The sequence below is a fragment of the Deltaproteobacteria bacterium genome (assembly GCA_020848905.1).
GTDB lineage: Bacteria > Myxococcota_A > Polyangia.
On sequence record JADLHG010000054.1, the window covers coordinates 25,146 to 46,136 of the forward strand.

The 20,991-nt window shown below is 72.1% G+C and carries 20 protein-coding genes; 10 read left to right on the forward strand and 10 right to left on the reverse strand.

The window, feature by feature from the left end:
• Positions 1-4: 4 nt before the first annotated feature.
• On the reverse strand, positions 5-1,987 hold the full coding sequence (locus tag IT371_23140; protein ID MCC6750576.1) for a serine/threonine protein kinase: 1,983 nt from the start codon (positions 1,985-1,987) through the stop codon (positions 5-7).
• Between the two features lie 60 nt (positions 1,988-2,047).
• Positions 2,048-2,836, reverse strand: a complete 789-nt coding sequence (locus tag IT371_23145) for a hypothetical protein (GenBank protein MCC6750577.1) — start codon at positions 2,834-2,836, stop codon at positions 2,048-2,050.
• Positions 2,837-2,987: 151 nt separating this feature from the next.
• On the opposite strand from IT371_23145, the gene IT371_23150 reads away from it, so the two are divergent.
• On the forward strand, positions 2,988-4,433 hold the full coding sequence (locus IT371_23150) for a nuclear transport factor 2 family protein (protein MCC6750578.1): 1,446 nt from the start codon (positions 2,988-2,990) through the stop codon (positions 4,431-4,433).
• A gap of 14 nt (positions 4,434-4,447) precedes the next feature.
• Here IT371_23150 and IT371_23155 read toward each other — a convergent pair whose 3' ends face one another.
• Positions 4,448-5,038, reverse strand: a complete 591-nt coding sequence (locus tag IT371_23155) for a hypothetical protein (GenBank protein ID MCC6750579.1) — start codon at positions 5,036-5,038, stop codon at positions 4,448-4,450.
• A gap of 89 nt (positions 5,039-5,127) precedes the next feature.
• Here IT371_23155 and msrA point away from each other — a divergent pair, with 89 nt between their 5' ends.
• On the forward strand, positions 5,128-5,598 hold the full coding sequence (gene msrA / locus IT371_23160; GenBank protein MCC6750580.1) for a peptide-methionine (S)-S-oxide reductase MsrA: 471 nt from the start codon (positions 5,128-5,130) through the stop codon (positions 5,596-5,598).
• A gap of 241 nt (positions 5,599-5,839) precedes the next feature.
• Positions 5,840-6,712: a hypothetical protein gene (locus IT371_23165; GenBank protein ID MCC6750581.1), complete on the forward strand. Its 873-nt coding sequence runs from the start codon at positions 5,840-5,842 to the stop codon at positions 6,710-6,712.
• A gap of 64 nt (positions 6,713-6,776) precedes the next feature.
• Here IT371_23165 and IT371_23170 read toward each other — a convergent pair whose 3' ends face one another.
• Genes IT371_23170 through IT371_23180 form a run of 3 tightly spaced genes read right to left on the reverse strand, consistent with a single transcriptional unit; the run spans position 6,777 to position 11,182 of the window.
• Positions 6,777-8,060 (reverse strand): HlyD family efflux transporter periplasmic adaptor subunit, encoded by a 1,284-nt coding sequence (locus IT371_23170; protein MCC6750582.1) that lies wholly within the window; start codon positions 8,058-8,060, stop codon positions 6,777-6,779.
• Between the two features lie 3 nt (positions 8,061-8,063).
• Complete coding sequence (locus tag IT371_23175) at positions 8,064-10,430, reverse strand: ABC transporter permease (GenBank protein MCC6750583.1); 2,367 nt, start codon at positions 10,428-10,430, stop codon at positions 8,064-8,066.
• On the reverse strand, positions 10,424-11,182 hold the full coding sequence (locus IT371_23180) for an ABC transporter ATP-binding protein (protein MCC6750584.1): 759 nt from the start codon (positions 11,180-11,182) through the stop codon (positions 10,424-10,426). Before IT371_23180 ends, IT371_23175 begins: the two co-directional genes overlap by 7 nt.
• A gap of 425 nt (positions 11,183-11,607) precedes the next feature.
• On the opposite strand from IT371_23180, the gene IT371_23185 reads away from it, so the two are divergent.
• From IT371_23185 to IT371_23195, 3 genes are all read left to right on the forward strand, one after another.
• A complete protein-coding gene (locus tag IT371_23185) occupies positions 11,608-12,642 on the forward strand; it encodes a hypothetical protein (GenBank protein ID MCC6750585.1) in 1,035 nt (344 codons plus the stop codon).
• Between the two features lie 273 nt (positions 12,643-12,915).
• On the forward strand, positions 12,916-13,698 hold the full coding sequence (locus IT371_23190) for a hypothetical protein (GenBank protein MCC6750586.1): 783 nt from the start codon (positions 12,916-12,918) through the stop codon (positions 13,696-13,698).
• A 59-nt stretch (positions 13,699-13,757) separates the two neighbouring features.
• Positions 13,758-14,540 carry a hypothetical protein gene (locus tag IT371_23195; protein MCC6750587.1) on the forward strand — a complete coding sequence of 261 codons (783 nt, stop codon included), beginning with the start codon at positions 13,758-13,760 and terminating at the stop codon, positions 14,538-14,540.
• Positions 14,541-14,589: 49 nt separating this feature from the next.
• On the opposite strand, the gene IT371_23200 is transcribed toward IT371_23195, so the two are convergent.
• The 3 genes from IT371_23200 to IT371_23210 form a co-directional block, all read right to left on the reverse strand.
• Positions 14,590-15,600, reverse strand: coding sequence for a hypothetical protein (locus IT371_23200; GenBank protein ID MCC6750588.1), 1,011 nt, complete (start codon positions 15,598-15,600; stop codon positions 14,590-14,592).
• A gap of 76 nt (positions 15,601-15,676) precedes the next feature.
• Positions 15,677-16,495: a hypothetical protein gene (locus IT371_23205; protein ID MCC6750589.1), complete on the reverse strand. Its 819-nt coding sequence runs from the start codon at positions 16,493-16,495 to the stop codon at positions 15,677-15,679.
• Positions 16,492-16,854, reverse strand: a complete 363-nt coding sequence (locus IT371_23210) for a hypothetical protein (protein MCC6750590.1) — start codon at positions 16,852-16,854, stop codon at positions 16,492-16,494. The genes IT371_23205 and IT371_23210 overlap by 4 nt, the downstream gene beginning before the upstream one ends.
• A gap of 142 nt (positions 16,855-16,996) precedes the next feature.
• Between IT371_23210 and IT371_23215 the strand changes: the two genes are divergently transcribed.
• The 3 genes from IT371_23215 (at position 16,997) to IT371_23225 (ending at position 18,865) form a co-directional block, all read left to right on the forward strand.
• Positions 16,997-17,191: a hypothetical protein gene (locus tag IT371_23215; GenBank protein ID MCC6750591.1), complete on the forward strand. Its 195-nt coding sequence runs from the start codon at positions 16,997-16,999 to the stop codon at positions 17,189-17,191.
• 15 nt (positions 17,192-17,206) lie between these two features.
• Complete coding sequence (locus tag IT371_23220) at positions 17,207-17,743, forward strand: MerR family transcriptional regulator (protein MCC6750592.1); 537 nt, start codon at positions 17,207-17,209, stop codon at positions 17,741-17,743.
• Between the two features lie 156 nt (positions 17,744-17,899).
• Positions 17,900-18,865: a hypothetical protein gene (locus IT371_23225; protein ID MCC6750593.1), complete on the forward strand. Its 966-nt coding sequence runs from the start codon at positions 17,900-17,902 to the stop codon at positions 18,863-18,865.
• Positions 18,866-18,916: 51 nt separating this feature from the next.
• Here IT371_23225 and IT371_23230 read toward each other — a convergent pair whose 3' ends face one another.
• Complete coding sequence (locus IT371_23230) at positions 18,917-19,858, reverse strand: hypothetical protein (GenBank protein ID MCC6750594.1); 942 nt, start codon at positions 19,856-19,858, stop codon at positions 18,917-18,919.
• A 315-nt stretch (positions 19,859-20,173) separates the two neighbouring features.
• Between IT371_23230 and IT371_23235 the strand changes: the two genes are divergently transcribed.
• Complete coding sequence (locus IT371_23235) at positions 20,174-20,935, forward strand: hypothetical protein (GenBank protein MCC6750595.1); 762 nt, start codon at positions 20,174-20,176, stop codon at positions 20,933-20,935.
• Positions 20,936-20,991 lie beyond the last annotated feature (56 nt).

Sequence of the window (20,991 nt, forward strand, 5' to 3'; positions counted from 1 at the left end):
TCGATCAGTTGGAGCCGCCGTCGGCGCGCGCCGCGGGCCGGCTGTCGCGAGCGGCGCGAATCGCGGGCCACATCCCCTTTGGCGCGGCGTCCACCGCGGAACCGGCTCCGCGCACGCCGCCATCGCCGCGAGCGGAGAGCCCGGCCTTCGGAGGCGCGGGCTTCGGTGGAGTGATCCGCCGCGGCACAGCCCTCGAGGGACGAGCCTTCGCCGCCGGCTTCGACCGCGCTATGGCCGCGCCCTTGTCGCCGGCACGCCCCGACTTCGCCTCCGGCTCCTCCTCGGACGCACCGTCGGCTCCCTTCGCGGCGTCGTCCTCCGCTGCGCCGCCGTCCGCTGCACCGGCCGCGGCGCTCGCTCCGTCGCTCGCAGGCTCCGCGCCATCGGAAGTGCGCGTCCCCGCATCCCCGCCGCGCACCACCCCGTCCCCGCTCCGCGCTCCTGCGTCGGGCGCGCTCGCGTGCCCCGCCGCGCCGGCGTCGTGCTTCGTCGCCAGCGGCGCGCCCACGCCGAGTCGCCCGCGGAGCTGCACGAGCCACGCGGGCCCGGGCTTCCAGAGATAGAGCGCCGCCGCCACTCCCCCGGCGAGGGCGAGGAGCACCACGAGCAGGCCTACGAAGGGCGAGCGTCCGCGGTGCCGGCCGAGGCCGTACCGCTCGGCCGTCTCTCCGCCGCGAGAGTGCGAGCGCAGCGGCACGTCGTGCTCGTCATCGAGGGGCAGGCGCGTCGCGGTGTCGTCACGGTCGCGCGGGGCGAGCTCGTCGTCGAGCCGGGGCAGCCGGGCCGGGGCGCTGTCTCCTCGCCGGGCCTGGGCCGGGATGCGTTCGTCGAGGGCGCGCAGGTCCTGAAGCGTGGCGTCGTCGGTGGGGCGAGAACGCCGCGCGGGCGGGGAGGGTGTGGGCTGGCGCGCGTCCTCCTGGCGCAGGGCGTGGATCGTGGCGTCGAAGGCCAGCCGCGGCCGCTGGCTCGGGGAGGCGCGCACCCCGCCGCGCGCGGTGTCGCGGCTGGAGGTCGTGCCCTGCTCCGTGTTGGCCACCGCCTCGTCGAAGGCCAGGCTCACGTCGTCGCTCAGCTGCGTGCGGTCGAGCTTCTGGAGCCACTCGCCTACGCGCCCGGCCGAGACGACGAGCCGGTGCTCGACCTGGAAGGCCAGCAGATCCTCCTGCAGCTCCTTCACGTGCTGGTAGCGATCGTCGGGGTCGAGCGTGGTGGCCTTGAGAAAGATGCCCTCGAGCTCGGGCGGGTAGTCGGGGATGATGCTGCTCGGCGAGGGGAGGTCGCGTTTCGCGGCGGCGAAGATCATCGCCGTGTCGGTGTTGGCCGGATTGGCCCTGCGCCCGACGGTGACCTCGAAGAGCAGAAGCCCCATGGCGTAGATGTCCGAGCGGTAGTCCACCGCGTGGCCGCGCGCCTGCTCCGGCGAGAGGTAGGCGAACTTCCCCTTGAGCACGCCCGCCGCCGTCTGTTGATTCTGGCGCGCGACCTTGGCGATGCCGAAGTCGGAGATCTTCACCGTGCCCGCGTAACCGACGAGGATGTTCGGCGGACTGATGTCGCGGTGCACGAGGTGCAGCGGCTGGCCGTCGTGTCCGACGGCGTCGTGCGCGAAGGCCAGGCCCTCGCACGCGTTGAGCAGGATGTAGAGCGCGTAGGAGAGCTCGAGCGGGCCGCTGACCATCTCGAGCATCGTGCCCAAGTCGCGACCGGGCACGTACTCCATCGCGATGAAGTAGATGCCGTCCACCTCGTCGAGCTCGTAGATCTGGACGATGTTCGGGTGGTCGAGGAGCGCGGCGACGCGGCCCTCGTTCAGGAACATCTCGACGAAGTGCGGGTCGTCCACGAGCGCGGGGCGGATGCGCTTGACCACGACCTGCTTCGAGAAGCCGGCGATCCCCGGTTGCTGGGCGAGGAAGACCTCGCCCATGCCACCCACGGCGAGCCGTCGAAGAAGCGTGTAGCGGCCGAACGGCTCCACGACGGACATGGTACGCCAGGACGGGGGACGCGGGGGAGGGATCCTGCGTGCGCAGCCTCGCACGCGACGCTAACGCAGGAGCGGCGGACCGACGACGAGATCCTGGTTCCCACGAGGCCCGCGCAGCGTCAGGCGATGACAGGGGGCGCGTCCGTCGACGAGCCCCTGGGCGCGGCCCGGGTCCACGAAGCTGCTCGCGGCGTGGGCGGACCGCTCCCAGCGGGCGAGGTGCGGTTCGGTGCGCTCGTCGGGCTGGCAGTAGCAGAGGTGGTCGAGCTCGGGCTCGGACGCGTCGTCGCCGTCGTGCACGGCGAGCGTCGGGAAGTAGAGGCGGTCGGACCATCGTCGCGGAAAGTGCAACGCCACCGGAAGGACGAGCCGCGCCTGCGGCCTACGGAAGTGCGCGAGCAGGCCGCCCCACGAGGTCAGGCGAAGCACGGCGAAGGCGAAGTCGGCGTACTCGGCGAGGCGCGCGAGGAGCCGGGGCGAGGGGGCGAAGCGCGCGTCCAGGCGCGCGAGGGAGGCCAGGTCGGGTGCGACCGAGAGCTCGAGTGGCGCGATCGCGTGCGCCCTGGGGGTGCCGCGGAGCGCGCGGGGGGGCGCAGCGGAGGCCGCGCGGGGCAGGGCCGTAAACCCGAGGCCGAGCTCGTCGAAGAAGGTCGGGTAGCTCTGCAGGTCCAGAAAGCGCACCGCGTCGGCGGCGGTCCCGGCAGGGGTGGGCAGCGGGACGAGCAGGGCCAGATCTTCGCGAGCGGCGACGGTCGCGCTGATCGCGAGGAGCTGCCCGCCGTCGTCGGCCGCGCGCGCGTAGAGCTGCGTTTGACCGACGGCCGCCACGGGGCGCGTGAAACAGGGCATCTCGTCCGACTATAACGCGGCCACGGGCCCCCAAGAACACCGACTACCGCCTCTCCGATTTCTCGCGTCCGGGAGAGGCGTTCGCCGGATTCCGCAGGCCCCGAAGAAGGAGGCCGCGCGCGGATCCGTGGCCCGGCCACGGCTTAGGCTCGTGGCACATGCGTTGCTCACCTGCGTGGGCATGCACGTGCTGCAGGGTCGCGCGGTATGGCTCGCGCTTGCGCTCGGGTGCGCCGGCGCGGCGGGCTGCCAGTCCGAGGGAGGCGCTCCTCCCACCGCGCTCGCCGTGGGCGTGGGAGGCAAGGCCGACGGCGTGGCCCAGGGGTGGGTCGAGTGCATCGCCGAAGCGTGCCCGGTCTACTGGTCCCGCAAGCCGAACCTCGGCCCCGACGAGGACGCGCCCGTGATGAGCGTGCCGCGCGGGCGACGCATGGGGGTCTACTCGGTGGCGCGCCCCTACGCGGTCGTGGCCTATCCCGACCCCGAGCAAGAGCATGCGGTTCAGCTCGCGGAGGTCTTCTCCGAGGAGGGGCAGCTCACCTGGCGGACGAGCGGTCTGCCGAGGCCGGGGGAGGCCGTGGTCTGCACCCGCGCGATCGGATGTCCGATCTACAGCACCGACCGCCCTCTCGGGTCGCCGTCGGGGATGCCCGCGACGACCGCCAGCCAGTGGACCGTGCAAGAGGCGCGGGCGGTGATGGGCGGCGCGACGGTCACGACCTTTCCCTACTGGTTCGATGCGAACCGCGTACGCGTGGTCTACGCGACCGACGGCTGGGCTTCGCCCAGCCTGAAGGTCCCGTTCGTGACGCAGCAGCCGTACGGCGTGGCCTGCGCCGCGGCGGTGATGTCCATGGGCCTCGCGACCTACGGGCAGACGGTGAGTGTGAAGAAGGCCTACGACTGGTTCGCGACCCACGGCGGGCTGAACGAGGCGGGCTACGTGGTGAGCGAGCTCATCCCCGATGCGGCCCGCTCTCTCTCGGGGGGCGCGGTGCGCGCGGTCGTCGACTGGTGGCAGGGCGAAGGGCTCGAGGGGCTCCGGCGGCGCCTGAACCTCGGCATGCCGGCCCACATCTTCGTGAACCACGCGAAGCTGCCGGGCTCGGGGATCACGACCAACACGCCGCACAGCGTGCTCGTCACGGGCTACCGCGACGGCGTCTTCACCTACCACAACCCGTGGCGCTCCGTCGGCGGGCAGACGATCAAGGAGGCGGAGCTCGAGAAGGCCCTGCTCGCGAAGGTCAGCATCAATTACTTCGAGGCGGGGCCGTTCGGGGATTACGTGGAGGCGTTGACCCAGCGCGACCTGGCGCGGGCCCTCGGGCTCTACGCGCCGGAGCGGGTGGTGGTGAGTCCCTACGGCTTCTATCAGACTGACGCCGAGCTCACGACCTGGTTCAGCGAGCTCCTCGGCGAGCACCTGCCGGGAGCGGTCTTCACGCTCGAGGAGGTGCGGGGGCGCGGGACGCACAAGGTCCTGCGCTGGACCGCCACCACCGCGGGGGGCGAGGTGCGCGGCGAGGACACCTTCGGCCTCTTCGACGGGCGCATCCGCTATCAGAGCACCTCCTTCACCGCCGCGGCACCGTAGTTATTGTTGACGCACTAGCGGCGCCAGAGCGAGTCGGGCGGCGCGTACGGCCGAACGATGTGGGCCAGCGCGGCCGTGTCGCGCAGCGCGGCGTCGACCGCGGGGCCCAGCGGCGGGACCGAGAGCCGCCGCGCGAAGGCGCTCTGCGCGAGCGGGGTGGCCAGATCCCCGTCGGGGGCGAGGGGGTCTGCGGGGAGCGCGTCGTAGTAGGCGCGATGGTCCGTGGTGGCGGCGAGGAGCCGGCGCAGACCGTGCTGCTCCGCCCACGCGGCCTGCAGCCGGAGCGTCGCCTGCTCGCGCACCAGGTGCCGCTCGTCGGTGTTCACGAGACCCCAGTCGGGCAGCGCCCAGCTCGCGGGGCCCTCGACGACCGCGTGGCAGAGCTCGTGAAAGAGGAGCTGCGCCAGGCAATCGTCGGCGTCCAGCGTCTCGGAGGTGCCGATGGTCAAGAGGCCCGCACCGTCCCAGGCCACGTTCACCTCGGGGGAGCGCGCGACGCGCACGCCGAGCCCCGTGGCCAAGCCGAGCCAGAGCGTGTCGAGCGGGTCGGCGTAGATCGCCTCCACGCGGCGAGGCGTAGGTCCCGGCAACGGAGAGCGCAGCATCGGCGGCCAGCATAACTGGCCCGCGCGCGAGCGGCCAGGGCCCTAGCCTGGTGCTATATCCTCGCCGGGCCTGTAAAGGAGCTTGGAACATGGCGCTGGCCACCTTCGGTGCGGGGTGCTTCTGGGGGGTGGAGGTCGCGTTCCGCGCCGTCGCGGGGGTGACCGGTGCCGCTGTGGGCTACATGGGGGGCGAGCTCGCGCACCCGAGCTACGAGGACGTGTGCACCGACGCGACCGGGCACGCGGAGGTCGTGCAAGTCCGGTTCGAGCCCGAGCGGCTGAGCTACGACGAGCTGCTCGAGGTCTTCTTCGCCTGCCACGATCCGACCCAGCGGAATCGCCAGGGACCCGACGTGGGGCGGCAATACCGCTCGGCGATCTTCGTGCACGGCCCGGAGCAGGAGGCCGCCGCGCGCGCCATCATCGCGCGACTCACCGAGGCCAAGCGCTTTCCGCGTCCCATCGTCACGACCATCGAGCCCGCCGCGGTCTTCTGGCGGGCCGAGGAGTACCACCAGCGCTACCTCGAGAAGCGGGGACTCGCGCACTGCCACGTGTGATCCGCGCGCGGCGACTCCCGCGGGTTGCCCCGTGATCGACCGTGGCCGCTCCGGTCCTGGCCCCGCGTGCGGCCGTTCGGGCGGCGGCTGACGCCAGGCGCACGGGCCGCGGCATCGGGCACGTGGCTCGGAAATTCACGCACTTGGCGGCGAGGCGGGCTCGCCCGGGGCTGGCACCCCCATTGCAATTCTGGCCACCAACGGCTGCCCCTCTTCGGGGCCCGACAGCGGAGGAACGACGATGAGACGCCAACGCATGGCTTCGTGCACCGCTCTGGCGGCCATCCTGCTCGTGATGGGCGGCGCGGCGCACGCAAGGGTGATGGAGAACCTATCTACCTCGGGCAACGCGCTGGCGCAGAAGCTGGCGCAGCGGGCGACGGCGGCGCGTGAGGCGCTCGGCGTCGTGAAAGCCGAAGCGGTCGGCTACCGGGACCGGATGGTCAAAGGGCAGGTACCCGCCACGGCGAATCTGGTGACCTACGGTGGCTTCCTGTCGCTCTTCATCGGTCTCGGGGTGGACGTGGGTCTCGGGGTGGTCACCAAAGACGGAAAGAGCCAGCCAAACCTGCATATAAACTTCCACACGTCGACCTCGAACTACGGGGGGGCCGGAAGGGTCGGTGTCGGGGGACGCCTGTCGATGACGCGCATGGTGCGTGGCGCCAGCTCGACCGAGCCGGCCAACGTGGTCCCCGTGCTCGAGGATCGCACGCAGGCCCAGCGCCCGGGCTGGGCCTTCGGGCTGGGCGTCGATCGCCACCCGTCGGACCAGAATCACTCGTCGGGAAGCGTTACGGACACTACGGTGATCTACCTGCCGGCGCTGGTCATTTCGGACAACGCGCGCGAGAGGCGGGCCGGCATCTCCATCCCCTTTTTCTTCGGGCTCCCCTCGGCGCCGCTGCGCCAAGCGAACGGCGTGGTGAAGCAGACGGGCCAGATGCTGGCGGAGCTGGACCGCGCGGAGGCCTCGGGCGATCTGAACAAGCTCCTCAAGGCCGTGAACAAGGCCGAGGGCCACCTCGAGGGCTACCGCACCACGAACGCGGGCATCTCCCGCCAGCTCACGGCGGTCAGCAACCTGGCGCACTCGCTCGGCGCCGTGGATTGAAGCTGGGCCCCTTGATCGCGAGACGACGAGTCTTCATACAGGCTCTGCCGCTCGTTCTGGTCCGTCACCGCTCCGCCACCCGCACCCCATCGGCCACCCGATCGCTCGGGTAGACCACCACCCGCTCGCCGAGGCGTAGGCCCGAGAGCACCTGCACCTCGAGGCCACTGCGCGCGCCGACGCGCACCGGGCGCAGGTGCGCGCGCCCCGCATCGAGGACGAAGGCCATCCACTCGCCGCTTCTGCGAAAGACCGCGCCCGCGGGGGCCACGAGCGCGTCCGCGAGGCGCTGGATGCGGATGCGCGCCTCGACGCGGTAGCCGTCCCCGAGGGGGGCGAGCGTGGCGAGCGGCTCGTCGAAGTCGATCACCGCGTTCACCCGCTGCGCCTCGACGCCGAGGGCCGAGAGGCGCGTGAAGGCCGAGGGCTCGATGAGCCGGAGGTGCGCTCGGAGCGCGGCCTCTCCCCCCCAGCGCTCGATCCGCACCGCGGCGCCCGGCGGGATGCGCACGGCGTCGCTCGTGAGGAGCGCGGCCACGACCTCGAGCCCCGACGCGTCGCCGAGCTCGAGGACCGGGGTGCCGAGCTGCACCACCCCGCCCCCCTGCTGGAAGACGCGCAGCACGCGACCGTCGCTCGGCGAGGTCACGCCGAGCTGCTCCTCGGCCGGGGCGCCGCCCCGCAGCCGCGTGAGGGCCACGCGCGCCATCTGGACCTGGTGCTCGGCGACGTGGAAGCCGAACTGCGCCGAGGTGAGCTCCTCGGCGCGCGCTCGGAGCTCGAGCTCGGCTCGCTCCACGGCCTGCGCGACCGTCGCGCCGCGGGCGGCGAGCTGGCGCTGTCGCTCGGCCTCGCGGCGGGCGTCGTGCAGTGCGAGCTGCGCGCGCGAGACGGCGGAGAGCGCCTGGCGCTGACTGGCGTGCGCCGCGCCGAAGCGCGCCTGCGCCTCGGCCCGCGTGCGGGCGTCGAGGAGCGGCGGAGGGAGCGGCACCATGCGGGCCAGGATCTGCCCCTTCTTCACGCGGTCGCCCACGCGCAGCTCGAGGCGCATCAGGTTGCCGGTCAGCGGCGCGGTGACCGCGTAGCGGTCCTTGACCCGCGTCTGTCCTTCCTCCTCGACCACGAGCTCGAGCACGCCGCGCCGGAGCCCCGCGAGGTCCACCGGGACGGGCGCCGGCCGCCACGCCACGGCCAGAGCCGCCGCGAGCCCGCCCACGAGCGCGGCGAGCAGCACCAGCCGTACCGCGCGCTGCAGCTTCCGGCGGTGTCCCCGGCGGTGCTGCTCGATGGTCTCGGCGCGCGGGAGCGACCCCGCTGGTTCCACCTGAGGTTCGGCTCGTGTGGTCATGACTCACTCCCTCGTCTTGAGGACCGCGACCAGGTCCAGCTGGTCCAGCATGCGCCGGACGAGCAGCGCGCTCACCACCCCCGCCCCGATCACCACGGCCACCGCGAAGGCGTAGGTGCGCGCGCTGATCACTGTCGGGAAGCGATACTGCTCGGGGTCCACGGTGCTCATCATCCCGTGCGCGAGGGCGGTGCCGATGAGGAGCCCCGGCCCGAGCGCGAGGAGCAGCTCCGTCGCGAGCTGGCCGAGCAGCAGCGCCGAGACCTCCGCGCGCGAGAAGCCGAGTACCCGCAGACTGCCGAGGTCGCGACTCCGCACCGAGAGCGCCACGCGCGCGTTGTTGTAGACCACGCCGACCGCGATGGTGACCGCGAAGAAGGTCAGGATCGCGGTGGTGAGGCCCATGTTCTCGGCCATCTGCTGGCGCACGCGATCGATCAGCGCCTGCCGCCGCAGCACCGAGCCGACCGCCGGGAAGCGCTTCAGGCGTTCGTCCACCGCGCGCACGCGCTCCGGGTCCACGGTCAGGAGCGCGGCCGATAGCTGCCCCTGCTCGCCGAGGAGGCGCTCGAGGGCCGCCAGGCGCAGGTGTCCCTGCAGCCCGAGCGGCTCCTCGGTGAGGCCGGACACGATGAGCGGTTTCGTGCGGCGGTCCCCCTCGCGGAGCTCGGCCAGCACCGTGCCTCCGACCCCGACGCCGAGGACGGCGGCCAGCTTGCGCGTGAGCACCACTCCCTCGTTAGGGAGAGGCACGACGCGGGCGGGAAACTCGACCACCTGGCGGAGCGTCACCTCCGGGCCGTAGCCGAGGAGCACGCTCTCGCGGTGGCGGTGTCCGACGTGGAAGCGCACGGGCACCGCGCGCAGGCCCTCGACGCGCTGGACGCCGGGGAGCTGGGCCAGCTCGCCGAGCGAGCGTCTCGGCTGCGGGCGAAGGAAGGTGACCGTCAGATCGTCGCGCTGCGCGAGGCTGAACTGGAGGTCCATGAAGTCCTCGACCGCGTCGTACATGAAGCGCCCTACGACCAGGATGCCGATGGCCAGCGCGATGCCGAGAGCCGAGAGCGCGGTGCGGAGCGGGCGGCGCGTGAGCTCGCGCAGGATCATCTTCCCCGCCGGTCCGAGCCACGAGAAGAGCCCCGCGCGTTCCAGCCAGGAGGTGCGGTAGCTCGCGGGGGCCGGCGGCTGCATCGCCTCGGCGGGAGGGAGGCGCATCACCCGCCGGGCGGTGCCGAGCCCGCCGAGCAGCGCCGCGGCGAACGCGGCCAGCGCCGCGGTGGCCACGAGGCCGCCGTCGAGCGCGAAGGAGAGGTTCGGGAAGCGGAAGTACCGCTGATAGAGGTCCGTCATCCCCTGCCCGAGGTACGCGCCGAGGCCGATGCCGAGGAGCGTGCCGCCGGCGACGACGAGGACCACGAGCTTCAGGTAGTGCAAGCCGACCTGGCGGCCCCCGTAGCCGATGGCCTTCAGCGTGGCGATCTGCGTGCGCTGGAGCGAGACGAGCCGGGCCAGCACCAGGTTCAGGAGGAACGCGGCGACGCCGAGGAAGATCACGGGGGTCACGGTGGCGAAGGTGCGGAGCTGGGTGAGCTCGCCGGTGACGAAGCGGTGCGAGAGCTGTTGCTCGCGGGCGTAGGCGCCGCGGCCGCCGTAGGGCTCGAGCTGGCGGTCCAGCGCGGCGACCACCGCGCGCGGCGAGGCGCCGGGCTGGAGGCGCACGACGAGGTCGTTGAAGGCCCCTTCCATGCGGAAGGCCGGGCCGAGCTGGGCCCGGTCCATCCAGAGCACGGCGAAGCGCTTGTCGTCGGGGAAGGCGTCGCCGCCGGAGAGCGCGAAGACGTACTCGGGCGAGAGCGCCACGCCCACCACGCGGAGGCTCCGGCGCTTGCCGTTCAGGATCGCGGGAAGGCGATCGCCGGGCCCGAGCGCGTGGGCCTTCGCGAAGGACTCGTGCACCAGCACCTCGTCGGGCTGACCGGGCTCGGGGAGGCGGCCGCGGCGCAGGTAGATGCCGCAGAGCGGGGCGGGGCCGCTCGCGGGGAGCGAGATGAGGCGCGCGCTCGCGAGCTCGGTCGGGGCGGGGAGGGGCAAGCTGACGCTCTGCACGATCCGCGGATAGACCTCCGCCACGCCGGGGATGGACTCGATGCGGCGGGCCTCGGCCTCGGGGACGCGCTCGGCGCTCGCGAAGAGATCGGCGAAGCGGTAGCGCTCGTAGTAGGTCGTCTGGGCGGTTTCGATCGACGCGTAGGTGCCGCGGGTCGTGATGTACGAGGCCACGCCGCAGGCCACGACGAGCGCGATGGTCAGGACCTGCCCCTTGAGCGCGAGCAGGTCGCGCAGGAGCTTGCGGTCGAGCGCGCTCACCATCGCAGCTCCTCCGGGCGCGCGCGGGCCAGGTTGCGTTCCTCGCGCTGGAGTCGGCCGTCGGCCATGGTCAGCACGCGATGCGCCATGGCGGCGATGGGCACGTTGTGCGTGATCACCGCGGTGGTGGTGCCGAGCTCGCGGTTCACCTGGTCGATGGCGGCGAGCACGAGCCGGCCGGTCTGGAAGTCGAGCGCCCCCGTGGGCTCGTCGCAGAGCAAGAGGTCGGGACGCTTGGCGACGGCGCGGGCGATGGCCACTCGCTGCTGTTCGCCGCCCGAGAGCTGCGACGGGAAATGATCGAGGCGGTCGGCGAGTCCGACGAGCGCGAGCGCCTCCTCGGGGGCGAGCGGGTCGGGCGCGATCTCCGTGACCAGCGCCACGTTCTCGCAGGCCGTGAGGCTCGGGATGAGGTTGTAGAACTGAAAGACGAAGCCCACGTGCTCGCGGCGATAGCGCGTGAGCTCGGCCTCGCTCGCGGCCGAAAGATCGTGGTCGCGATAGATCACCGTGCCGCTCGTCGGCACGTCGAGGCCGCCGAGGATGTTGAGCAGCGTGGATTTCCCGCTGCCGGAGACACCGACGAGCGCCACGAGCTCGCCGGCGTAGAGCTCGAGGTCCACGCCGCGCAGCGCCAGCACGGACACCTCGCCCATGACGTAGGTCTTCGTGAGGGCTCGCGCCTCGAGGACGGCGTGCGGCGGCGCGGCTACCGCGTCGTCGCTGCGGATGGAGGCGCGAAGAGGGCCGTCCATGCTGCCAGGTAGAGCAAGCGGAGTGCCACCGTGTGCGAGACGGAGGCCTCGATCCGCGGGGGGAGGGCTGGGGCGGTGAGAGGCCGAAGACAAGGATCTCGCGGGCCTCGACGCGTGGGGAGGCGCCCGCGCACAAGGGGGGTGCGCCGCGGGCGGCGCGGCCTGGGCCAGCTTGCGGAGGGTGCGAAGCGCTGCGAGGCGAGGTCCGGTGCGAGCTGACCCACCCCTTGCGCCAGTCGCACGGCCCCGTGGCCAGGCTGGCCCGTACCAGGGCGCAGCCGGGCCCGCGCCGGCCCGTCGTCGTGGTTCGTCGCCCGGGGGCCGGGGAAGCCGCGGAGGCGCGTTCGGCCGTTGCTCTCCGTCGGGGCGCGCGAAGATCCTTGACCTGGGGCCCGTGGCACGCGAGATGCTCCCTCTCACGGCACATGCGGTTCCTCGGCATTGCACTCGGCTTGGCGGTCGTCGCGCAGGGCTCCCTGGAGCTCTCTGCGCGGGCGGAAGGCTCGTGCGGCAAGGGCGGCGCCTCGGGCGAGAGCCAGCAGAACCTCGGGCAGAGCTACTACAAGGTCAGCACCCCGCCCGGCTACGACGGGACGAAGGCCGTCCCGCTCTGGCTCGTGCTCCACGGCGACGAAGGCTCGCCGAGCACCGTCTATCCGAAGTTCTTCGCCCTGCAGCAGCAGCGCGGCGGCGACTTCCTGCTCGTCACGCCGAAGGCCTATCTCGACGGCGGGAGCTGGTGGCACACGCCGGACCCGCACATCGCCTTTCTCGATCAGGTGCTGGCCAAGGTGCTGGCCGACTACAACGTGGACAAGGACCGCATCTACCTGGCCGGCTTTTCGGGTGGCGGAAGCCTCTCCACGCGCTACGGCGTCGAGCGCCAGGACCAGTTCGCGGGGATGCTGCTGCTCGCCGGGGGCTCTCTCGGCACGAGCTACAAGCCGCCCGCCGGCTCGTGCAAGATCCCCGCGCGCTACGTGATGGGAGACGTGGACAGCCTGCGCTCGATCAACAAGGCGCACTACACGCTCCTGCAGGGCAAGGGGCACGACGTGGTCTGGGTGACGCTGCCGGGCACGGGCCACGAATGGCAGAAGCTGCTCGCGGAGACGGTGCTCGACGAGGCCTGGGCCTGGATGAAGAGCAAGACGATGTGCGGCACGACGAAGGCCGGACCGTGCGGCGGCGGTGGCACCGCGGACAGCGGGGTTCCTCCCGTGCGCGTGGACAGCGGCTCGCCTCCGACGAAGAGCGACGCCGGTATCGGACGCGCCGACCTCGGTCCGGTCGGGTTTTCCGACGGCGCGCCGACCGGAAAGCCCGCCGCGGCCTCTCCTCGCGCCATGCTCGGAGGGTGCGAGGTGGGTCGTGCCGAGGCGCTGCCCGCACCGACCGCGGCCGCGCTTCTCCTCGCGGTCGGGATCCTGCTACGCAGGTCGCGCCGTCGCCGCCGATAGCCCGCGTTTCTCGCTCCCCGCCGATTTTTCGACATGCACCGGGGAGGCCACACTGGCCGCTTTCAGTAACGTTCCTCGAGGGATCGCGTCGCCGCGTCGCACGGTGGGGCCTGCGGGGCCGCCTGGAAATCGGTCAGCCGTCGTTACTGGCTTGAACCCTCGTCTCGCTAACCCGTGGCCATCGTGCGAGATCCGCGGTCGTGGGCGTGGCACGTCCGTTGCTCCTCCTACGCTTCCGGCGGGGATTGCCCGTCCGATTTGTAGAGGAGTGACATGCAGACCCATCGAGCGACGTGTCGTCGCGCGGCGTGGTGTATCGCCGCCCTGACGGCGAGCCTCGTCCTGGTTTCCGCGCGCGGTGCGTTCGCGCAGAACCTCCAGCAGCAGTGGCGCGCGAAGGCGCAGGCCTATTGCCAGCAGTTCGGCCTGCCGATGCGGGAGGTGCCGCTCGCGGCGCGCCCCGGCATGTGTCGCATCGTGGTGCCGATCCTCGCCAACACGTATCAGGCCTTCGAGCAGACCTTCAGCATGGCGAACGGCGCGTTCATCTATCGCGCGGCGAACGACAAGGTCCACGTCACGCTGAACCTGGGGCCGAACGACTTCATGTCCTACGGCTACGGCAACGGCGTGAACGGCTACTTCGCGCTCCGCAATCGCGCGGCGAACGGGAACATGAGCCCGCAGCTCGGCGGGGAGTACCAGGTGCTCGGTCTGCCGGCGCCGGAGTTCAACCACCTGACGAACTTCTGGGCCCAGGACGGCGCGAGCTGGCAGAACTACGCCGCGCGGCGCCCGGGAGCCCAGCAGCGCGCCGGCTGCATGTGGTGGCTCGTCTCGGCCGAGAGCGGCCCGAACCAGAGCCTCTGGCACCGCTTCGGCGTCAGCCGCTCCGCCACGCCGGCGAACCTCTTGCCCAAGCTCATTCATGCAGGGAACGAGTGGGTCGGCCCGCTCGGTATCCCGGTAAATAGCATTCAAGAGTTCAACGCCATGAACGATGCGCAGCTGCTGCGCCCCCCGCCGGGTGGTGGGGCAGCCGACGCGGTTCGCTGAGCGCGACACCCCGTCGTCAGCGCCGGTCGCTCGACTGGCCCGAACGTGGAGAGCCTGTCATGACCTCACTCGGGGCGAGAGCCCTTCGCGCTGCCTGGTTCCTCGGTCTGCTCGGCGCTGTGACGCTCGTGGGCGGCGCGAGGGTCGCTTCCGCGCAGAACCTCCAGCAGCAGTGGCGCGCGAAGGCGCAGGCCTACTGCCAGCAGTTCGGGCTGCCCATGAAGGAGGTGCCGCTCGCCGCGCGCCCCGGCCTGTGCCGGATCGTGGTACCCGTGCTGGCGAACACCTACCAGGCCTTCGAGCAGGCCTTCAACGTGACGAACGGCGCGATGATCTATCGCGCCGCACAGGACAAGATCCACGTCACGGTCAATATCGCGCCCGGGGACTACGCGCATTACGGCTACGGCGCGGGCGGGAACGGCTATGCGGCTGGGCGGACGCGTGCCGCCAATCCCAACATGGCGCCGAACGGTACCGGTCAGTATCAGGTCTTCGGGCTGCCGCAGCAGGAGCTCCAGCACCTCCTGAACTTCTGGGCCGCCGACGGTGCGAGCTGGAACACGTACGTCGCGCGGCATCCGAACCAGCAGCAGCGGGCCGGGTGCATGTGGTGGCTCGTGCAGGCCGAGGTCGGGCCCAACCAGAGCCTCTGGCACCGTCTGGGCGTGAGTCGCTCGGCCTCGCCGGCGAATCTGCTGCCCAAGGTGATCCACGCCGGGAACGAGTGGGTCGGCCCGCTCGGCATCGCGGTGAACAGCATCGAGCAATTCAACGCGATGACGGCCGATCAGCTGCTCGGACCTCCGCCGGGGGGCGGGGCCGCGGACGCGGCGCGATAGCACGCTATCGCGGAGGCGCGTCCTAGCGCGATACGATCCTCGGTAAGCTCTACCAGTCCCCGAAGTCGAAGCCCCCGCCGCCGTCTCCGCCGAAGAAGTCCCCCGCCGAGCGTTCGAAGTCCCCGCCGTCGAGGCCGCCCATCTCGCCGCTCAGGTCGCCGCCCAGGTCGCCGTCGTAGGCCGAGCTCAGCTCCTGGCCGCTCGCGGCCGCCTGCAGCGAGTCGACGCTCATCGTGTCCGTCGCGCCGAGCGGGAAGCCGGCGTAGTTCACGACCGTGTAGTGCGGCATGAAGGCCCAGGAGAGCATGGAGCTGAACATCATCATCGAGAGCAGCCCGGAGAAGGGGCTCGGGTAGTAGCTGTCGTAGGGGTCGTAGCGGTGGTCGGTGGGCGCCACGGCCGGGGGCCGCTGGCCCTGGCTCGGCTGCTCGACCTTCGCCTCGGCCTCGCGGACGCTGATCTCGGCATCCGCCAGGGTGCCCCGCAGGGCGTCGGCCACGCGGCTCACGAAGGCCTCGAACTGCGCGCGGTGGGCCTCGAAGATGGCCGGGGTCTTCGTGAGCGGTTCGACCCGCGCGCGGTAGGCCTCGGCCGTCTCGCCGGGGCGGGGCTCGAAGTCCTTGATGCGGCCGCCGATCACCACGCGGGCCGCGGTCTCGTTGGCGGCGTGCTCGCTGCGCGCCATCACTTCGATGACCGTGTGCAGGCCCGCTTCCTCGTGCTCCACCACCAGGCGGAGGAGGTCGAAGTTCGTGCCGAAGACGGGCGCGTTGTCGCGGAAGGCGGCCATCAGGTCCGCGAGGTCGTCCGGGTGGCCCTCCTTGTCCTCGAAGAGCACCTGCTTGTCGATGACCAGCGAGATGGCGTTGGTCGCGCCGAGGCGGGTGAGCGCCTGCCGCGAGCCCTCGACCAGCGTGGCCGCCTCGAGCGAGGTGCGGACCCGATCCGTGCGCAGGTCGGGCGAGCCGCCGAAGGCCTTCTTCACCTTGTCCCAGAAGCCGGGGTCGCGAAGCACCTGCTCGCCGTGAACGCGAATGTCGATCATGCCGTGGAGTTTCATGCTGGAAACTTAGGCTGGATCGGTCGGCGGTGCAACGGGCCGGAAAAAGCGGGCGAGGGAGGGCCGCGGCGGCGCGCTATCGAGACGGCCGCAGGGCGACCGCCGAGAGAGCCCAGGGCTGCGGGGTTCCGGTCTGGCTCCAGCGGAGCTTCAGGTCGGCAGCTCCCGGCGCGCTGCTCGAGGCGCCTTCGTTGTGCTCCGACTTGACCGACCAGCGGCGGGACTGGCCAGCGCCCGGGGCGAGCTCGGCGTCCTTGAACTGCGCCGTCACGACGTCCACCGCGAGCTGGCCGGTCTCCGACGGGAGCGGCAGCTCGAGGTCCTTCGCGTCCCCGGTGGCGCCCGCGCCCGTGCCCACGAAAGGGGTGGCGGGGTCCACGCCGGCCCAGCTCGTCACGCCGATGACGAAGTGCTGCACGCGATCGACCTCGACGCGCAGGGGTTGCTTGCCGCTCGGTGGCGCGACGAGATACCAGAGCTCCGTGCGCGCATCGGCGCCGGCGCCGTCGTGGCGAAGCTTCTTGAGGGGCGTCCCGGCGTAGGTGACCGAGACGACCGTCGCATCTCCCCGGGCCGCGAGACCGAGGAGCAGGAGGCGATTTCCGTCGGTTCCGGTGGTGTGCTCGACGCTGAGCTCCTTCGCCCCGCCCCCCCCCGGCGGCACCGCGGCCGTGCTCGCGCTGTCGAAGACGATGCCCGTGGGGGGCGTCGGCCCGCGCTGGTCGCCGGAGACGACCTGGCCGTCGGAGGTGGGACCCGGGAGCTGGCCGTCGTGGCGCAGGGGGGAGATCGCGCCGTCGAGGGGGCGCGACTTCTTGTTCCCCGCGCACGCGGCGCACAGGAGGCCGCAGACGAGGACGGGGAGCAGCGGCCGAGAGCGACGAGCCAGCGTCATCGCCGCCGGCGGAGCCAGAGCGCGAGGGCGAGGAGCGCCGCGGCCGGAAGGAGCGTGCCGTATGGCGCCCAGTCGTCTCCTGCGCCGCCGTCTCCTGCGCCGCGGCCGAGCGTGCAGCCGCCGCGTTTGCCCGAGCTTTCGCAGGAGAGGCAGGTGCCGACGGCGTTCCTCGGCCTGGAGCACAGCTCCGCCGGCTGCCTGACGCATCGGCCGTTCGGGTAGTAGCTCGAGGCGCACGAGTCGCCCTCTCGCTTGCCATCACAGACGGCCCAGGGTGCCGGGGCGTTGGCCCGGGCCTCCGAGAAGGCCAGCGCGACCAGACAGATCGGCAGGAGCAACGGGGAAAGCTTCGATCCCATGCGGACTCTCCGGAAGAGCGCGGCGATCATACCAGAGCGCCGCCGGCAGTTGGATTGCAGGATTGACCCGTCCATGGCTTCACAGTTCAGGGTAAGGGAAGTGGCCGTCGCGGTGGCGACCGGCACCGGAAGGAGACGAACGATGACGAGCGCGAACTTCGGCAAGGAGGCCTGGGTGGAGCTGTTTCACGAGGTAGGCCTCGACGACGAGGCGATGCACCGCTGGCACGTGGCCTTCGAGAAGAGGTGGCCCGAGGCCCACGGGAGTTTTCTCGCCTGGCTCGGGCTCGGGGAGCCGGAGGTGGAGCGGATTCGCACCTGGTCCCGGGCGGGGTAAGCTCGTCGGCGGCGCATGCAGACCATCAGCCAGCTCGCGCGGCGCTTCGGCCTCTCCCGGAGCACCCTGCTCCATTATAGCCGCATAGGCCTCCTGCGTCCGGCGCGACGCACCGCCGCGGGTTATCGGCTCTACGGAGAGGCCGATATGCGGCGGCTGGAGGCGATATGCCGCTATCGGGAGGCGGGGCTCGGGCTGCGCGAAATCCAGCAACTGCTCGACGGCGGAAGCGGCCGCACCGTCGAGCTCCTGGAGCGGCGGCTGGAGGAGCTGAACGGCGAGATCGCCGCGCTTCGCGAGCAGCAGCGGCTCGTCGTGGCGCTGCTGAAGAACCCGAGCCGGCTCGGGAGCGCGCGGGCCCTGGACAAGGCGGCGTGGGTCGCGCTCCTGCGCTCTACCGGCCTCTCCGAGGAGGATATGCGGCGCTGGCACGTCGAGTTCGAGCGCCTCTCCCCCCTCGGACACCAGGACTTCCTCGAGTCGCTGGGCATCCCCGCCCCGGAGATCGACGCCATTCGAGGCTGGTCGCGGGCGGCGCGGGCTGGCGGGTAGATCTGCCTCCGGAGGGGTCGGTGGACGCCAGTTCCGCAGCCCGGCGCCCACGCGGGCCTCGGCCGGACGCGGGGTTGCGTGCGGCACGCCGGGCCCACCTCCTGGCACGGCCGCTGCACACTCCTCGCCCATCGACCGTCGTCGACCGAGCGTGTCATGCCCCTCAGCCCCGGTCGGCTCCTCCCCTGGCGGGCGCTCGCCGCCTGCTCGGCCCTCGCCCTGGGCTTGGCCCTGGTCCTGGCCGCCCCGCGGCTCGAGGCGCGGCGCGAGCTCGCAGCTCCGACGGTAGCCTCGCTCGCCGCGCACGCCCTCGGCTCGGAGGAGTCGCGGCGCCCCGAGAACGCCCGGCGGCTCGCCGATTACAAGAACGCGCTCGGTAGCACGAGCTCTCTCTGGGTCTTCGAGGCGCGCGACCATCGGCGGCCGGCGAGCTCCGGTGCGGGCCTTCACAAGGGAGGGCTTTCCCGGTTCGACGAGCAGGTGCTGCTCATGCGCCGCGGGGACCGGCTGCGCTTCCGTTCCGCCGCGGGGACCACCCGCGAGGTCGTGCTCGGTCGCTTCCTCGGCGCGGGGAACGCCTCGCAGATCTACGCGCTCGAAGGCCAGCCGGACCGCGTGCTGCGCGTGCCCCTCGTCGCGGGCGACGCACGCACACGTCTGGCCGATCCCATCGCCTTCGGCCTCGAGCGCCTGGCGCAGTTCACGTCGCCGCCGAAGGCCCGAGGCGTGCGTCACGCCCGGGTCTTCGAGGCGGGAGAGGGCTACGTGATCCAGGAGCGCATCCCCGGCACCCTCAACGGCCGCACCTTCCTCGAGGGCCACGCGAAACTCTTCGCGCAGTTCGACGCCGCTCCGCCCACGAAACGCGAGGCGACCGGCCTTTCGCGCTTCTTGCTGTTCACCGAGCTCGGCTGGCGCTTCCGCATGCTCCCCGGTCGGGTGGGGCAGCTCCTCGCTCGCCGCGAGGCCCTGCAGCGCGCGGTGCTGGCCTCGGAGAGCGTCGAGGTCTATGCGCATCGCGAGGGCGAGAGTCCGTCCCGACGCGCGGCCAAGCTTCGGCTCGCCGCGCGGCAGTTCCTCTTCGACGAGCGCGCGAAGGAGTGGGTGCTCGTGGACTGGTAGGGGCGTGCGCGCAGCCCGCGTAGGCCGCGGGAGCGCGGGCGGGCCGAGCCCCTAGTCCACGATGCGGTAGCCGCGTCGCGACGGATAGTCGAAGCGCAGGTAGAGCAGGTCGAGCCGCGGCACGCGCACCTCCTCCTGCGTCTTCTCGATGAGGAGCGAGTAGGGGTCGTGGAGCTGGGTCACCCGTAGCCCGCCCACGGAGCCGATCCACTCCGCCACCGGCACCTTCCGGCCCCGGGCGTCCTCGAGGCGGGTGTCCGCATCGAAGGTCACGTAGGCGCGGCCCCCCACCTTGAGCATCGAGGCGTAGGTCGCGAGCACGCGGTCCAGTCGATCCGAGTAGGCGAAGGCGCCGAAGACGTCGGTGATCACGTCCACCCGGCCGAAGAGCGCGCGCCGCTTCTGCTCGGGGAGCTGCTCGATGGGCCCTTGCCCGACGTAGCGGAAGCGATGGTGGGGGAGCGCCTGGTAGGCGAGCAGGGAGAGGGCCTTGAAGAGGTTCCGCGTGGGCAGCGAGAGGCCGACGGCGACGAGGCGGGCCTCGCCCCCGAGCTCGCGGTAGTCGCGCTGCGCGCGAGCGTACCCGGCCCCCGCGTCGACCCAGACCGCGTCGCGACCGAGCCCGAAGAGATGGGCGCCGAGCGCGGAGCCCTGCTTCACGAGGGCGTTGTTGGCCTTCGAGAGCGGGCCGCGGAGGCGCCGCGGCGTGCTGCCGTCGAAGGGCCGGAGCCCCGGGATCCCCGCCGGGCTCGAGAACTCGCTCGCGTAGTGGTGGAACCGCCGCTCGAGCTCCATGTAGCGGTCCTTGCGGGTCCGCTTCAGAACCTGCGCTACCTCCTCGCGGGGCACCTCGGCGGAGGCGACCCCGACGGAGAGGCAGAGCAGCAGGGTGGCGGCGGCCCAGGGGCTCCCGCGGCGCGCGCACCAGCCGCGCGCGCACCAGCCGCGAGCACCGGGATGGGCCCCGGCACGCGTCGAGACGACGGAGTGCATGCCGTGCGCCGTTGCAAGGGCCAAACCGCAGGGCAGCGGAGTGCGAGCTCGAGTCCTTTCGGTAGGCTGCGCGTCGGTGGGGGCCGTGCTCCCCCTGCGGTGTGCTCCGAAAACGCGCGGAGGGTGTGAGATGCGCCGCCAGCCTACGCGGCCCCTCGGGACGTCGGGCGCCCGTCCTGGGAGGCTCCACCCCGATCGAGGCCCCAAGCCCCAGGGCGGTCCGCGATCCCGCACGCCTTTCCCTCGAAGGATCACCGCCGCGCGTGCCCGGCACGCAACCTGCTCACTGACGGGGTCCGAACGAGGAGGTGCCTTATGCATTCGCTTGCCCGAGCTGGATTGGCCATCGCCCTGGGCTTCGGTCTTTCGGCGACCCCGTGGCTCGAGAGAGAGGCCCGCGCCTGCTCCCAGCCCGACACGAACACGAGCGCGGACGGCGTCGCGCCGGGGAAGCCCGGGCAGCAGCCGCCCCTCGAGCCGGCTCCCGGCGGGACGACGGGCGACGAGAGCGCGGTCCCGGCCGACGAGCCGGTGGTCTTCAGCTTCAAGACGGGCTACGACACCGACGCCGACCCGAACAAGAGCGCCTACTACGGCCACCCGCACCGCGCCTACACGCTGGTTACGGTGACCGACCAGACGACGGGCAAGGTCGTCGTCTCGCAGCGCGTGGCGGTCTGGGACTACGACGCGCTGGCCGCCGGGACCAAGCAGCGCGGGGACGCCTTCGAGCGCGTGGGTCAGCTCACGGTGGCCAAGCTGCCGGCGGGCAAGTACGAGTTCCGCACGCAGGCCGTCTTTGCCATGCACGACAAGGAGACGGTGGGGCCGGCCTCGACGCGCCTCTTCTCGGCGACGAGCGTGGAGCCCGCGGGCTCGACCGCCACCGGAAGCTCAGGGCTCGTGCAGGCGCCGACGCCGTCGGGCTCGACGCCGGAGACCCTGCCGTCGCGCGGCGATCACCAGCTCGCGGGCGGCTGCTCCGTCGGCAGCGACGCGCGCGGCTCGAGCGGCCTGGTCGCGCTCCTCGCTCTGCTCGCGCTGGTCGTGATGCGTCGACGCCGCGCGCCGCGCTAAGGGCTCGCGCCCGAGGCTCGGGACTGCGCTATGCTGGGAAGGTGCGGCGTGGCCAC